This window comes from Pseudoalteromonas sp. SANK 73390 (genome assembly GCF_054966645.1).
Genome location: NZ_ARPN01000107.1, coordinates 15,344 through 30,046, shown reverse-complemented (window position 1 = coordinate 30,046; position 14,703 = coordinate 15,344). Strand labels below are relative to the sequence as shown.

The following is a 14,703-nucleotide window of genomic DNA, read 5'->3' as shown; positions in this document are numbered from 1 at the left end:
AGAAATGGCAAGAGTTAAACGCGGTGTTATCGCACGTGCACGTCACAAAAAAGTATTAAAGCAAGCTAAAGGTTACTATGGAGCACGTTCACGTGTTTATCGCGTAGCTTTCCAAGCAGTAACTAAAGCAGGTCAATACGCTTATCGTGACCGTCGCGCTAAGAAACGTACTTTCCGTCAATTATGGATTGCACGTATCAACGCTGCTTCACGTCAAAACGGCCTTTCTTACAGCCGTTTCATCAATGGCCTTAAAAAGTCATCTGTTGAAATCGATCGTAAGATCTTAGCTGATATCGCAGTATACGATCAGGTTGCTTTCGCAGCATTAGTTGCAAAAGCAAAAGATGGTCTAGCTGCTTAATAAGCTTATTCCCTAAAAAAGGAGCCTCAGGCTCCTTTTTTTGATCTTATTATTTCATTACCTAATAGCTCAGCGATTTCTAATTAGCAGCTTGTCTAACCAACGAGTACTGAGTATGCGCTTCAAATACCCCATAAAATAAGTTGGAAAAGTCACATAGTATCTTGGCTTTGCTTGCGTAGCCGTTAATGCATGGTAGAGTTTTTTGTAGACGGCTTCAGGTTCAAGTGTAAAAGGCTGTGGCGCTGTTTCAGCCTCTAATCTTTTTAGCTGGGCTAAATAATCTTGTTTATGTGGGCTTGATTGAATATCAATATTTTCAATAAATGCATCTTTGGCATTTGCTCTGAATCTTGAAGTGATTGGGCCGGGCTCAATTAAACTGATTTGAATATTAGTGTCGTTAAGCTCCATACGCATTGTATCTGTTAATCCTTCTAAGGCAAACTTACTGGCATTGTAAGCACCACGAAAAGGTAGTGCGACAAGGCCAAGTACTGATGAATTATGTATAATGCGGCCATGTCCTCGTGCACGCATATGTTTAACTGCAAGGTTGGTTAACGTATGCCAAGCAAAAAAGTTAACTTCAAATTGTTTTTTTAAGATGTAAGTTGGCAAATCTTCAACGGCACCAGGTTGACCATAAGCACCATTATTAAATAGTGCGTCTAATTGTCCATCACACAATGTGAGTGCTTCGGCGAAGCCTGTTTGAATACTGTGTTCGTCACTTAAGTCAAGCAATATACAAGGTAACCCCTCGTCGTTAAGTTTATTGACATCTGCTTGTGTTCGGCATGAAGCTATAACCTTAAACCCAGCATTTTGTAAGGCATGAGCACAGTAATAACCTATGCCGCTTGAACATCCGGTGATGAGTATATTTTTTTTCATATTGTGTCTTCTAAGATTATTTAGCCTAATTTTGTGTGATCAATATGTGATTAGCTGCATATTTTTGTTGAATCACCGCACATTGTAAGATGTTAACTAAAATATTGATATAATTGTGCTATCTACGCTTAAAGTTGAGAAATAAAAATGATTGCAAGCATGATTATGTTAACTGCAGGCTTGTCATTAAATGGACATTTACCACCATTAATACCATGGCAAGGACAAAGTGAACAATTGCTGCAAACCACAGGTCCTTTAACAACTGATTTTGAGTTGAGTGAAGGGGAGCGGTCTCCAAATTACCAGCAAACCGTAGCGTTTGTAGAGAGATTGGTTGCAGCAAATCCAACTCAATTCAGAGCACGTGACATTGGTTTTAGTCAATCAGGGCGAGCGATAAAGATGTTAGTAGCATCTGAGCAAAGTCAGTTTTCAGCTGCTATGTTAAAAAATAACAGTAAGCCTACTTTACTCATTCAAGCCGGTATTCATGCCGGTGAAATTGATGGTAAAGATGCCGCTTTTATGATGTTAAGAGACATTGCGTTAGGTAAACGTCGCGATTTACTGAGCAAAGTTAATATTCTATTTATACCTATTTTAAATGTTGATGGTCATGAGCGCAGCAGTCAATATAACCGAATTAACCAGCGTGGCCCCATTGAAATGGGGTTTCGAACTAATGCAAATAACTTAAATTTAAATCGAGATTTCACGAAACTTGATACACCTGAAGTGCGTGCCGTCTTGAAAGTTATCGAAGAATATCAACCAGACTTATACCTAGATGTACATGTGACAGATGGTGCTGATTATCAATATGATATTACTTATGGCTTTACACCTGAATTTGCTAGTGAGTCGCCCGCGATAGCGCAGGTACTTGAAACAAAAATAAAGCCTGTCATAGATACCACACTGGCAAAGCAAGGTCATATACCAGGGCCTTTAGTGTTTGCAATGGATAAGCGTGATTTTAAAAAAGGAATTGCAGGGTGGGTTGCATCACCTCGTTTTTCAAATGGTTGGGGGGATTTAGCCGCTGTGCCTACTATTTTGGTAGAAAATCACTCTTTGAAACCCTATAAGCAAAGAGTTTTGGGTACGTATATTTTTTATGATGGGTTGATCTCTGCGTTATCTAGACATTATGTTGAACTTGAAAAAGCAGTCATTAAAGAGCATAAGCACCTCCCGCAGCAGCTTGTTGTAAAAAGAAACTATGCAAAACAGCCCGATTTGATTAGCTTTAAAGGGGTTGCCTATAAACATTTTAAAAGTGCGATTTCTGGACAAACTGAAGCAAAATATTTGGGTAAGCTACAACAATATGATGCGCTCCCTATTTATTGGCAAAAAGAAGTGGCGGTTAAAGTCGATGTGCCTGATAAGTTTTATATTCCACCTGCATATCCAGGTATCGTAAAGAAACTGACAATTCAAGGAATAAAAGTAACGAAGCTTGATGAAACATACTCAAAGAGTGACACGTTAAAGCAGGCGAGAGTTACGAATTATACTTTTGCAAAACAGCCTTTTGAAGGGCGATTTAGAGTTGATGCAACCTTTAATTTTGATGTTAAAAATTCAGTAGATTTAACCGGGTGGTATGAGGTTGCAACTGCGCAAGCCAAGGGTGAACTTGCAACTCACCTATTGCATCCGCAGGCCCCTGATTCATTTTTTAGTTGGGGTGAGTTTAATACAATTTTTCAACGTACAGAGTATGTTGAAAATTATGCATTAGAACCTTTTGCCCGTTCTATGTTAAAAGAGAATCCAGCGATGGCGTTAGAGTTTGATCGTAAAATTCGCGAGGATAAGGAGTTTGCAAGCGATCCAGCAGCTCGTATGGATTGGTTATATGCACAAACTCCCTACTATGACCAAGCTTACTTAAAGTATCCAATTCTCATGTCATTTAAGGAGAAGTAAGGTGCATGTAATCACGGTTCCAGTTACACCTTTTATGCAAAATGCACGTTTTATTACCTGCAACAGTACTGGTAAAAGTGCAGTTGTTGACCCAGGTGGTGATACTGATAAATTGTTAACGATAATAAAGCAACAGCAGTTAGATATAGTATGTATTTTGTTAACGCATGGTCATTTAGACCATGTGGGTGCAGCAGATGAACTTAAAGCTATACTCGACGTTGACATTATTGGGCCTCACATCGATGAAAAGTTTTGGTTTGATGCGCTTCCAATGCAATCAAAAATGTTTGGCTTTGCAACAAAAAACACTTTTTACCCCGACCGCTGGGTCACTGCAGATGAGCAATTTAGCGTTGGAGAGCTAGAGTTAGAGGTTCGACACTGCCCAGGTCATACACCAGGGCATGTAGTGTTTTATCATAAGCCATCATCTCAAGTATTGGTGGGTGATGTCTTATTTAAAGGTTCGGTAGGGCGTACAGATTTCCCCAAAGGGGACGCAGCTCAGCTTAAGCAGTCTATACTTGAGCAGCTATTTACACTGCCAGGTGATACGCTGGTATTGTCAGGGCATGGTGAAAACACCACGATTGGTTATGAGAAACAGCACAACCCATTTATGAGTGGGCGATTTGGCTAACTAAAGGGGCGGACAAATTCGTTGTCTGCATGTATAATTTTTTCCACTGACTAAAATTTAAAGAAAAAACAATGTCATTAAATCAAGTTGATCGCCAAATATTGGCACTATTACAGCAAGACGCGAGTCTTTCCACTGCGGAAATTGCAGATAAAGTTGGACTCTCACAATCACCATGCTGGCGTCGTATCGCTAAATTAGAACAAGATGGATATATCAAAGGAAAAGTCGCTTTATTGGATGAAAAGCAACTTGGTTTTGATATGTTGGTTTATGCGCATGTTCGTTTATCAAATCATGGTCGTAACAATTTGGCAGAGTTTGAAAAGCTGATAATGAGTTACGATGAAGTAACAGAGTGCTACACCATGGCAGGCACAATGGACTTTATGTTACGTATTATCTCACGGGGTATTGAGGGGTATGAGTTGTTTGTTAGAGATAACTTGCTCAACCTTGAGTATGTTCAAGAGGTGCATTCAAATGTAACAATGACCTGTGTGAAAAGAACAACGGCACTTCCTTTATAAAAGACTTAAAGTGTAGATCGTCAAGCTATGAATTTTGTTCAGATTAAAGGCTTTCTACATACCCTAAGCATTTGTCATAAAGTCCTAATCAGCTTAGTCTATAATATTGACATCTAATTTGTTAAAGGCGCTGCATTTTGTTAAGATCCAGCGCTTTTCTGTATGTTGTAAAAATAACAAGAGGATGTGAATGTTTAATTTAATCAGCAAGGCGCCGAGCTCTGCTAAGAATGACATCTTATCTGGTTTAACTGTGGCGCTCGCCTTGGTTCCAGAAGCGGTTGCATTTGCGTTTGTTGCGCAAGTAGATCCTTTAGTCGGCTTATATGCTGCGTTTATTGTTGGTTTGATTACGTCAATTTTTGGCGGCCGTCCTGGCATGATCTCTGGTGCTACAGGTGCTTTAGCAGTGGTGATGGTGAGCTTAGTTGTTGAGCATGGTGTTGAATACCTGTTTGCAACGGTACTGCTGATGGGGATACTGCAGGTGATTGCTGGAGTATTTAAGCTTGGTAAGTTTATTCGAATGGTTCCCCACCCAGTAATGCTGGGCTTTGTTAACGGTCTGGCAATTGTTATCTTTTTAGCTCAACTTGGGCAATTTAAAGTTGCAGATAGCCAAGGTGAGTTACAATGGATGCAAGGCAGTCCAATGTATATTATGTTGGGCTTAGTTGCATTAACTATGTTTATCATTCAATTTTTACCGAAATTAACAACCGCTATTCCTTCATCTCTTGCTGCTATTTTAGTTGTAACGGGCTTGGTAATTGGTTTTGATCTAGATACACGCAGTGTATTAGATTACTTAAAAGATATGTCAGGCAACGTAGATGCAACTATTGCTGGTGGTTTCCCGCAGTTTCATATCCCAATGGTACCGTTTAACTGGGAAACATTTACGATCATTTTCCCATATGCTCTAGTATTAGCAGCAATAGGTTTGATTGAGTCATTGTTAACTTTAACTCTGATTGACGAAATAACAGAAACTCGAGGTAATAGTAACCGAGAATGTATCGGCCAAGGTGCAGCTAACATGACCTGTGGTGTGTTTGGCGCAATGGGTGGCTGTGCAATGATTGGTCAATCTATGATTAATATTAATTCAGGTGGCCGTAGTCGTTTATCAGGTATCACTGCAGCACTTTTATTACTGGGCTTTATTTTATTTGCAGCTGGCTTGATTGAAATGATCCCACTTGCAGCATTGGTTGGTGTTATGTTTATGGTTGTACTTGGTACGTTTGAGTGGTCAAGCTTTAGATTGATGAATCGTGTACCAAAAACGGATGCCTTTGTCATTGTACTCGTATCTGGGGTAACAGTGATCACTGACCTTGCAATTGCGGTATGTGTTGGTGTGATTGTTTCAGCACTTGTATTTGCATGGGAACATGCAAAACACATATACACTAGTAATTATATTGATGATGAAGGCTCAAAAGTGTATGAATTACATGGTCCATTATTCTTTGGCTCAGTGAAAAACTTTGCAGACTTGTTTGATGTAAATAGTGACCCTAGTGATGTTATTATTGAATTTAAACATAGCCGTGTGGCTGATCACAGTGCAATTGAAGCAATTGATAACCTTGCTGAGCGTTATACAAAAGCAGGTAAAAAGCTTCATTTACGTCATTTGAGTCAAGATTGCCGAGACTTACTAGAAAAAGCAAAAGACTTAGTAGAAGTAAATGTAATTGAAGACCCCAAATATAAAGTGGCTTCAGATAAACTAGCATAAACCCCATACGGTATAATATTAAAAAAGGCACTTCGGTGTCTTTTTTCATTTGCGCTGGAATGTAAAAAAACTAAGACCATTTACAGTGATCACATAACTCGCACTGAGATATAATCAAACTGTATAATGAGGAGTTGAATAAACTTTTGAAATGGCAAGCATTGGTCGATAATCGACAACGTTTTTTTTGGGTATTACAAATAGCTGGTTGGCTTGGTTATGCACTGGTTAATTATATTGGCTCAAAAGTATTTGAGATGCGTGATATCTACGTGTTTGTGATCGTGCTTAACGCGTATGCTGGTTGTTTGATGACAGTGCCTCTTAGGTATTTGTACCGCAAAATATGGAACGCTGCACCCTGGGTTTTAATTCTGGTCGTATTTGGCGCATCATACATTACTGGTACATTGTGGGCGGTTGTACAAAAATTTAATTTATGGGAAATATACCGCCATGGTTACCGACCAGAAGAGTGGTTTTATTATCTTCAGCAAGGGCTAGATTCTGTCTACATTATATTATGTTGGAGCGGACTATATTTTGGTGTTAAATATTACCAACTATTGCAAAGTGAGAGACAAAAAGCATTAAAAGCGAATACGATGGCACATGAAGCACAATTAAAAATGCTTCGTTATCAACTTAATCCGCACTTTCTTTTTAATACCTTGAACGCAATATCGACTTTAATACTGGTTGAAGAAAATAAAGATGCAAATCAAATGGTTGCTCGTTTGAGTGACTTTTTACGCTACACCTTAAATACAGATCCAATAAAAAAGGTCGCCTTAGAACAAGAGTTACATGCGCTGCAACTCTATCTAGAAATTGAGAAAGTTCGTTTTGATGAACGCTTATCGATTGATATAGATGTGAGTGAGGAAGCCAAGCAAGCGCTGGTCCCAAGTTTGATATTGCAGCCTATAATCGAGAATTCAATCAAATATGCCATTGCTCATTTGACAGAAGGCGGTAAGCTAGAAATAAAAGCGCAAGTTTTCGCCAATGAGTTATTACTGGAGGTTGGTGATAATGGCCCAGGCGCAGAAGTATATAATGGGCAGTTACAAAATGCTCAAGGTGTGGGTATAGCCAACACAATTGATAGGCTTAAAACGCTATATGAGAACAATTATTCATTTGTATTATCAGATAACAAACCGAGTGGTTTGAAAGTGAATATTCGCGTTCCATTTGAAAAGGCTAAGAAGTAATGAGCAAAATTAGAGCATTAATTGTTGATGATGAACCGTTGGCCAGAAAAGGCTTGGCCGTTCGTTTGAAATCATTTTCACAAATTGAAGTTGTAGAATTATGCGCAGGTGGACAGCAAGCAATTGATGTGTGTCAAACGCAAGATATAGATTTAGTTTTTTTAGATATTCAAATGCCAGGGATGAATGGGTTTGAAGTGGCAAGAGCACTGAGTGAGAGTGTAAAGCCATTACCAGCAATTGTATTTGTGACTGCTTTTGATCAGTACGCAGTACAAGCGTTTGAGATCCATGCATTGGATTACATTTTAAAACCCGTTGATGACAACAGACTAGAAAAGGCGGTGGAGAAAGTGCAAAGTTATTTAAAAACGCAACAAGACAATATTCATAAGAAAAAGCTAGCTAGCTTTGTAGCTGGAATTACAGGGAACAATTGCGAAGAAATTTTAAAAAAGTTGGCAACGGGCGATACCTTAGTAAATAAAAAGTACCCTGAGTCGCTAGCGGTAAAAGAGCAGGGCGAAATAATTCGTGTCGCAGCAGCCTCAATTCAGTGGGTTGACGCCGCGGGTGATTATATGTGTTTGCATTGTAGTGATGGACAAACTCATATATTGCGTAAAACCATGAAAGAGCTTGAGCAAGAACTAGACCCAGCATTATTTGTACGCGTTCACCGCTCAGCGATTGTTAATACTAAGCAGATTAGTAAATTAGTGACTCAAAGTAGTGGAGAGTATTTGCTTGTATTAGAAAATGGTCAAGAGCTTAAAGTGAGCCGCAGTTACCGTGATAAAGTAAAAGCAGCTCTGGCTAGCTAGAGTGCACTCCAGCTTGCTTGACGTGTTTTTAAACGGTCACAATTTTCATGGTGTTAGTAGCACCTACGGTTTCCATTGCGTCACCGTGTGTGAGGATCACTGTATCACCTTGCTTTAGAGAACCTGCTTCAACTAAGGTATTGAGCGCATCGCGAACCATGCTTTGCTCTGAGCATCTAGTTGAATCAAAATAGACAGGGTAGACACCACGATACAAAGCGCTTTGGCCAAGAGTACACTTGTGTCTAGAAAGCGAATAAATAGGTAAACCTGAGCTAATACGAGACATTAATTTAGCAGTTTTACCAGACTCGGTTAATGCTACAATTGCTTTAACACTGTCTAGGTGGTTGGCTGCATACATTGCTGATAATGCCAATGTTTCAGATGTATCAGAGAACATGCTATCTAAACGGTGCTTTGAAACGTGAATTTCAGGCTGAGATTCAGCGCCTAAGCACACTCGAGCCATCGTAGCGACAGTCTCTTCTGGATAGTCTCCTGCAGCAGTCTCGGCTGATAGCATCACGGCATCAGTACCATCTAGCACAGCATTTGCCACGTCCATGACTTCTGCGCGTGTTGGCATGGGGTTGTCAATCATTGATTCCATCATTTGTGTTGCAGTAACAACGGTACGGTTCAAAGAGCGTGCTCGTCTAATGATGAGCTTTTGTTTGCCTACTAATGCAGCATCACCAATCTCAACACCGAGGTCACCTCGTGCTACCATAACAGCATCTGACGCTAGTATAATGTCATCTACAGCTTCTTGTGTTGCCACTGCTTCCGCGCGTTCAATTTTGGCAAGTAACTGAGCTTTAGAGCCCGCTTGTTCAGCTAAAGAGCGTACATAACGCATATCATCACCACTGCGAGGAAATGAGACTGCAATGTAATCCACATCTATTTCTGCGGCTGTGATCAAGTCTTCTTTGTCTTTATCAGTAAATGCAGGAGCCGTTAAGCCTCCACCTAAACGATTGATACCTTTATTATTTGAAAGTACGCCTCCAACAGTGACGGTGGTATGCACAAGGTGCTCATCAACGCCGTCGACGACAAGTTGAATTAGTCCATCATTAAGCAGTAATAGGTCACCTTTGGTAACGTCTTGTGGGAGCTCTTTGTAATCGATACCAACCGACTCGACTGTACCTTCACCTTTTTCCATTTTTGCATCTAAGGTAAATTTAGCACCGATATCTAGTGTTATTTTACCTTCTTTAAATGTAGAGACACGAATCTTTGGACCTTGTAAGTCAGCTAAAATGGCGACATGTTTACCTAATCGTTGTGCTATTTCACGAACCGCTTGCGCACGGTCTTTATGATCTTGTGCAACACCATGGGAGAAGTTAAGTCTGACCACATTGGCGCCAGCTAAGATTATTTTTTCTAAATTATTATCTCTATCAGTTGCCGGTCCGAGTGTGGCGACTATTTTTGTGCGTCTAAGCATCAGGATCTCCTGTAAACCTATATCCATAGGGCTGTGTTATTTATACTTAATCTATTACAACATTATCGTTCACTAATAAATCTGTTTATAGATATATTTGCTATAAATTACTCTCTAGTTTGTAAAGAATTAACTCAAAAGACTGTTTAACGACTAGATTAAATTATATGATCTGTATTACGTCATTATGACACCGGTGTCAGCTGGGGTCAATCACTGATACCGTTACCAAAAAGTTTACTTATGGGCGCTTTTTGTACTTATTTTGGTAAGTATGTGCTATGCGTCATTATAGTAAATTAACAAGTGATCTTTGTTTTTAAAGTGGCATAAATTTACACCTATGCATTGAGCTGTTTCGCTGTGCTTAGCATCTGATAGCTGCTGGGGTATAATGGCTGAGAAATTCAAATACTCACAATATTGTAGTTACCGAGGAGGAAACTAAATGCAAGTCGCATTAGTTGGTTTGGGAGTGATGGGGAAAAACCTTGCACTGAACCTTATTGAAAAGGGGTTAACACTTGTTGCCTATGACACAAACCCTGACGCAGGCGCAGAGCTGATAAGCTGTGCTCAATCTTTGGGATTAGCCGAGCGTTTACACATAGTTTCAGATCTCGGTGATATGGTCAGACGCTTAGAGTCGCCTCGTTCTATCTTACTGTTAGTTCCCGCTGGTGAGCTAGTTGATAGGGTGTGTAGTGATTTAATTGAAGCGGGTGTTGCCAAAGAAGATATTATTGTTGATTGCGGCAACAGTAATTACAAAGATGGTATTGCACGAAAACTTAAATATCAGAATAAATTTGAGTTTGCCACAATGGGAATATCAGGAGGAGCAGAAGGAGCTCGTCATGGTCCAGCAATGATGGCAAGTGGTTCAGAAGGTGGCTGGGAGCGTGTCGAGCCATGGTTTGAAAAAGTTGCAGCAAGTTACAATGGCGACTCTTGTTTTGCTCGTGTGGGGCAATCTGCTAGCGGCCACTTCGTAAAAATGGTCCACAATGGTATTGAATATGCGTTAATGCAGCTTATTGCAGAAATGTATCAGCTGTTACGTCATGGCACAGGCCGCAGTCCTAAAGAAGTAGCTGCAATATTTGAGCAATGGTCAGAAGGTACTTTAAATAGTTATTTACTCTCTATTTCAAGCCATATCCTTAGTTTAGAAACAGAGCAAGCAGAGTCTTTAGTGGATTTAATTGATAACAAAGTTGGTGCTAAGGGAACGGGCCTTTGGACTGCACAAAATGCACTTGAATTAGGCATTGCAGTGCCGTCGTTAGTTGCGGCAGTACAGGCAAGGCATTTGACTAATACGATAGATACTCATGCTGCCAAAGAAATGACATATGCAGACAAAGGGATTATATCGATAGATGTTGACTTGGATGAGCTAAAAGATGCGTTCTATTTAGCAAGCTTATTGTGTTATCGACAAGGTCTTGCGTTGATAAAAGGCGCTTCACGCGCACATCAATGGAAAGTCGACTTGGCAAAAACATTACAGACTTGGCGAGCTGGTTGCATAATTCGTGCGGACTATCTAAATGATATTGCTCAAGGAGTTGAGTTTATTGATACGTTGACAAAGGAAGCATCAGCACTTCGTAAAGTTACAGGTATCGCGATTGCCAGTGGCCTGGCATTCCCAGTACTGGCTTCAACACAAACTTATATTGCAACGTTAAGCACACCAAGCAATGGACACTTAGTTCAAGCACAACGCGACTACTTTGGTGAACACGGGATTAAAACCCACAGTGGCGAAACATGCCATTTAACTGACTTGGTCGAGCTGGAGTCCAAAGTACGCTGATTGTATTCTCAGTGAGTAGCGAAAATAAACAGTCAGCTTAAAGCCGGCTGTTTATTTAACCTCAGGCTTGGATAAGAGGTTTAAAAAGAAAGCAGCGCAAAGAGTGAGCAAAATAGCTTTATTGGGTAAATTCGTTTATCCAAAGTTGGGATTAATTAGCGTGTGAGTTCCCCTCGCAAGTTGTCTTGCATCAAATGCCTGACGGTTTCTAACTCTAAATTTTGGCTAAATAGATAGTGGAGTTTTGCAATACAGGCTTCTAATGTCATATCAAACCCACTTAATACACCGCTATTGAGTAGTGCATTTCCGGTTGCATACCCACCCATATTGACTTGGCCTTTAATGCATTGTGTTAGGTTTATTATCACAACACCTTTATCACTTGCTGCTTTTAGCATTGCAAGGAAATCAGGTTGTTGTGGTGCGTTACCAACGCCAAAACTAAGTATGATAAGCGCTTTGATTGTGCTGGTAATTACACTATTTATGATGTCGTTGCTGATCCCAGGATATAAATATAAAACGCCAATTGGCTGATGAACAACCTGAGTCACTTGCAGTGCTTGTTCTACATACGGGCTCAGCTTACCTTCTTTTAGTTGAATATTTATTCCAGACAGCGCCAGTGGTTGTAAATTCGGTGATGCAAACGCGTCAAACCCATCTGAATGGGCTTTGGTAGCACGATTACCTCTAAACAATTTGTTATTAAAAAATAGGCTTACCTCAGCAATAGGGTAGTTGGCTGCTAAATACATAGCATTTAATAAGTTAACCTGACCATCAGAACGAAGTTGAGATAAAGGTATTTGTGAGCCTGTAACAATTACTGGTTTAGTTAGATTCTCAAACATAAATGACAGCGCTGAAGCGGTATAAGCCATAGTATCGGTGCCGTGTAATACAACAAAGCCATCATATTGCTCATATTTATCTTGAATATCATTAGCAATCATTTGCCAGTGAAGGGGAGACATATCGGAAGAATCTATTAACGGACAATATTCATGAATATCAAATAATGGCATTTCCTCACGGGTAAACTCAGCATTATTTTTTACCGTTTCGGTTAGATAGCCTTCTGCAGGGATATAACCACGACTCGATTGCTTCATACCGATAGTACCACCAGTATATGCGATGTATATTTTTTTTCTTTTCATAAAAAAGCCCAGAATATGTTCTGGGCTAAGTATATCAACTGCAGCATCACTTTGGCAGTTAGAAACTCACTTCACACACCAAGCACCGTACATAGGTGCCATTTGGGTCGTTAAATTGGTTTAAAATAGATAGGTTTTTCTCTACCTGTGAGGTGATTGGTGCAAGGTAGCCATTTGTTAATACACTAATAGGTGTAGTTAACTTTATATCAGACAAAGCAGATTGTACCATAGCGGATCCAAATACCTCGCGTATGAGTTGCTCTTTTTCAGATAACTCTTGCTGTATTGTTATCACATCATAAAAGTCTAGATTAGCAAGTTTAGCCGCAGCTTTTATGGCATCGGCTTTATAGCCAAGCTTGTCAATTAAGCCGAATTCTTTAGCTTGTGTTGCAGTCCACACACGCCCTTGAGCCACTTTGTCAACAGCCGCCTTATCAATACTTCTTTCCATTGCTACCATAGAAATAAACTTGTCGTATGAGTTTTCTACGCTCAATTGATAGATGTCAGCCAGTTGAGGGTCGATACCACGGGTTATGGAAATAGCATTAAGTTCAGTTGTTGACACACCATCAGAATAGATGCCAAGTTCTTTGAGTGAGTTCTCTAAAGTTAACAGCGCCCCAAAGACACCGATAGAGCCTGTAATAGTCGTTGGGGCAGCCCAAATTTCATTTGCAGAGGCCGCAATCCAATAACCACCTGATGCAGCAACCGAGCCCATGGAGGCAACAACAGGTTTACCTGCTGCTTTAATTGCAAGTACTTCATTGCGGATGGTTTCTGACGCAAACATGCTACCACCGCCAGAATCAATACGAAGCACTACAGCTTTTACTTTATCGTCAAGACGCGCTTTTTTTAGTAATGCTGCGGTTGAGTCCCCCCCAATTGTACCTGCTTTGCGCTTACCATCCTCAATAGCTCCGCGCGCGACGATAACTGCCACTTTTTCAGTCACTGGATTGTCAAACTGCACAGGCGGTTTGATCATTTCTAAATATTTATAAAAAGACACTTGCTTGAATGTTTTACCGCTGTCGTTCAAACCAACGAGTTCAATAAGTTCAGCTTGAAGTTGTTGGTCAGTTTTAAGTTCATCAACCCAACCATTAGCTAATGCGTATTGGGCAAAGTCGCCATGCACAGATTGTATTTTAGACTGATAGGCATCAAGTGTTTCGTCAAAATTGTCTAAGCCAAATTGACGAGCTTCGCTTACTTGAACTTTATATTGTTGCCAAAGTTCACCAAGCCATAAGCGATTAGCTTCTTTGGCTGCATCAGACATATCGTTACGAATAAGCGGTTCGATGGCTGACTTATATGTCCCAACGCGAAATATATGCTGGGTAACTTTCAGTTTATCCAGTGCGTCTTTAAAATACATGGGGTAAGATGCGAAACCTTTTATTTTTACTCCACCGTATGGGTGTAGTGAGATAGTATCAGCATGTGCCGCTAAGTAGTACTGCGTTTGATTATAGTAAGCACTATGCGCAATAACTTTTTTGCCAGCAGCTTTAAATTCATCAATAGCTTGAGCAATTACTTCAAGCTTATCTAAGTGCCCACCATATAAATTGCCGATATCCAAAAGTAAGACTTGAATGCTCTCATCTGTCGTTGCTCGGTTGATCACCTGTAAAACATCATCTAGTAATATTTCTTTTGGTTGGTCACCTGAATCACGCATATCTTGAAATGCAGCGTCTATAGGGTCTATGTATGTGAGCTCTTCTACTAAAAAGCCATTTAAATTGAGCTTTAACACACTATTGTCGGCAACGGTGATCTTTTCATCACTACTAAATAGCGCGACAAGTGCAGCAACAATTATCACGAAAAAAATCAAATTTAAAATTAAACGGCGTGAAAAATTCAGGCCATGCCATAAGGCTTTAAAAAATTTACTAATCAGATTCAAAATTAATCCTCATAAAAAAGAACTGCCTACCATATATATAATTATGATAACTCAGATTGTATTTGGGTGTTACCACAAAAACGTAACGAAGTATTTATACATTCCATTTTGGGTGGAAAATGCGCATAAAATCTATAAAGAAATTTAATTGATCAACTGG

12 protein-coding genes are annotated in these 14,703 nt (G+C 39.9%); 8 read left to right on the top strand and 4 right to left on the bottom strand.

What is annotated here, in order from left to right; translation table 11 throughout:
• Positions 1–4: 4 nt before the first annotated feature.
• Positions 5–364, top strand: coding sequence for a 50S ribosomal protein L20 (gene rplT / locus SANK73390_RS13525; RefSeq protein WP_261592396.1), 360 nt, complete (start codon positions 5–7; stop codon positions 362–364).
• A 69-nt stretch (positions 365–433) separates the two neighbouring features.
• On the opposite strand, the gene SANK73390_RS13520 is transcribed toward rplT, so the two are convergent.
• Positions 434–1,261: an SDR family oxidoreductase gene (locus SANK73390_RS13520; protein WP_462766544.1), complete on the bottom strand. Its 828-nt coding sequence runs from the start codon at positions 1,259–1,261 to the stop codon at positions 434–436.
• Positions 1,262–1,408: 147 nt separating this feature from the next.
• On the opposite strand from SANK73390_RS13520, the gene SANK73390_RS13515 reads away from it, so the two are divergent.
• From SANK73390_RS13515 to SANK73390_RS13490, 6 genes are all read left to right on the top strand, one after another.
• On the top strand, positions 1,409–3,199 hold the full coding sequence (locus SANK73390_RS13515; RefSeq protein ID WP_462766542.1) for a M14 family metallopeptidase: 1,791 nt from the start codon (positions 1,409–1,411) through the stop codon (positions 3,197–3,199).
• Position 3,200: 1 nt separating this feature from the next.
• Positions 3,201–3,842, top strand: coding sequence for an MBL fold metallo-hydrolase (locus tag SANK73390_RS13510; RefSeq protein WP_462766540.1), 642 nt, complete (start codon positions 3,201–3,203; stop codon positions 3,840–3,842).
• Positions 3,843–3,913: 71 nt separating this feature from the next.
• On the top strand, positions 3,914–4,372 hold the full coding sequence (locus SANK73390_RS13505; RefSeq protein ID WP_070985187.1) for an Lrp/AsnC family transcriptional regulator: 459 nt from the start codon (positions 3,914–3,916) through the stop codon (positions 4,370–4,372).
• A gap of 190 nt (positions 4,373–4,562) precedes the next feature.
• On the top strand, positions 4,563–6,119 hold the full coding sequence (locus tag SANK73390_RS13500; protein ID WP_462766537.1) for a SulP family inorganic anion transporter: 1,557 nt from the start codon (positions 4,563–4,565) through the stop codon (positions 6,117–6,119).
• A 146-nt stretch (positions 6,120–6,265) separates the two neighbouring features.
• Positions 6,266–7,336: a sensor histidine kinase gene (locus SANK73390_RS13495; RefSeq protein WP_261592401.1), complete on the top strand. Its 1,071-nt coding sequence runs from the start codon at positions 6,266–6,268 to the stop codon at positions 7,334–7,336.
• On the top strand, positions 7,336–8,160 hold the full coding sequence (locus SANK73390_RS13490) for a LytR/AlgR family response regulator transcription factor (protein WP_462766536.1): 825 nt from the start codon (positions 7,336–7,338) through the stop codon (positions 8,158–8,160). The genes SANK73390_RS13495 and SANK73390_RS13490 overlap by 1 nt, the downstream gene beginning before the upstream one ends.
• 28 nt (positions 8,161–8,188) lie before the next feature.
• On the opposite strand, the gene pyk is transcribed toward SANK73390_RS13490, so the two are convergent.
• Positions 8,189–9,622, bottom strand: a complete 1,434-nt coding sequence (gene pyk, locus SANK73390_RS13485) for a pyruvate kinase (protein WP_462766535.1) — start codon at positions 9,620–9,622, stop codon at positions 8,189–8,191.
• Positions 9,623–10,070: 448 nt separating this feature from the next.
• Here pyk and gndA point away from each other — a divergent pair, with 448 nt between their 5' ends.
• The gene (gndA, locus tag SANK73390_RS13480) at positions 10,071–11,444 is read left to right on the top strand and encodes an NADP-dependent phosphogluconate dehydrogenase (RefSeq protein WP_462766533.1); all 1,374 of its coding nucleotides are present in this window, start codon (positions 10,071–10,073) and stop codon (positions 11,442–11,444) included.
• Positions 11,445–11,599: 155 nt separating this feature from the next.
• Here gndA and ansA read toward each other — a convergent pair whose 3' ends face one another.
• Both ansA and sppA read right to left on the bottom strand, forming a co-directional pair.
• Positions 11,600–12,610, bottom strand: a complete 1,011-nt coding sequence (gene ansA / locus SANK73390_RS13475) for an asparaginase (protein ID WP_462766532.1) — start codon at positions 12,608–12,610, stop codon at positions 11,600–11,602.
• 58 nt (positions 12,611–12,668) lie between these two features.
• Positions 12,669–14,537: a signal peptide peptidase SppA gene (gene sppA / locus SANK73390_RS13470; protein WP_462766572.1), complete on the bottom strand. Its 1,869-nt coding sequence runs from the start codon at positions 14,535–14,537 to the stop codon at positions 12,669–12,671.
• Positions 14,538–14,703 lie beyond the last annotated feature (166 nt).

Excerpts from the sequence above, each read along its gene's own strand:
- rplT (WP_261592396.1), top strand. The coding sequence starts at position 5 with ATGGCAAGAGTTAAACGCGGTGTTATCGCACGTGCACGTCACAAAAAA.
- SANK73390_RS13520 (WP_462766544.1), bottom strand. The coding sequence starts at position 1,261 with ATGAAAAAAAATATACTCATCACCGGATGTTCAAGCGGCATAGGTTAT.
- SANK73390_RS13515 (WP_462766542.1), top strand. The coding sequence starts at position 1,409 with ATGATTGCAAGCATGATTATGTTAACTGCAGGCTTGTCATTAAATGGA.
- SANK73390_RS13505 (WP_070985187.1), top strand. The coding sequence starts at position 3,914 with ATGTCATTAAATCAAGTTGATCGCCAAATATTGGCACTATTACAGCAA.
- SANK73390_RS13500 (WP_462766537.1), top strand. The coding sequence starts at position 4,563 with ATGTTTAATTTAATCAGCAAGGCGCCGAGCTCTGCTAAGAATGACATC.
- SANK73390_RS13490 (WP_462766536.1), top strand. The coding sequence starts at position 7,336 with ATGAGCAAAATTAGAGCATTAATTGTTGATGATGAACCGTTGGCCAGA.
- pyk (WP_462766535.1), bottom strand. The coding sequence starts at position 9,622 with ATGCTTAGACGCACAAAAATAGTCGCCACACTCGGACCGGCAACTGAT.
- gndA (WP_462766533.1), top strand. The coding sequence starts at position 10,071 with ATGCAAGTCGCATTAGTTGGTTTGGGAGTGATGGGGAAAAACCTTGCA.
- ansA (WP_462766532.1), bottom strand. The coding sequence starts at position 12,610 with ATGAAAAGAAAAAAAATATACATCGCATATACTGGTGGTACTATCGGT.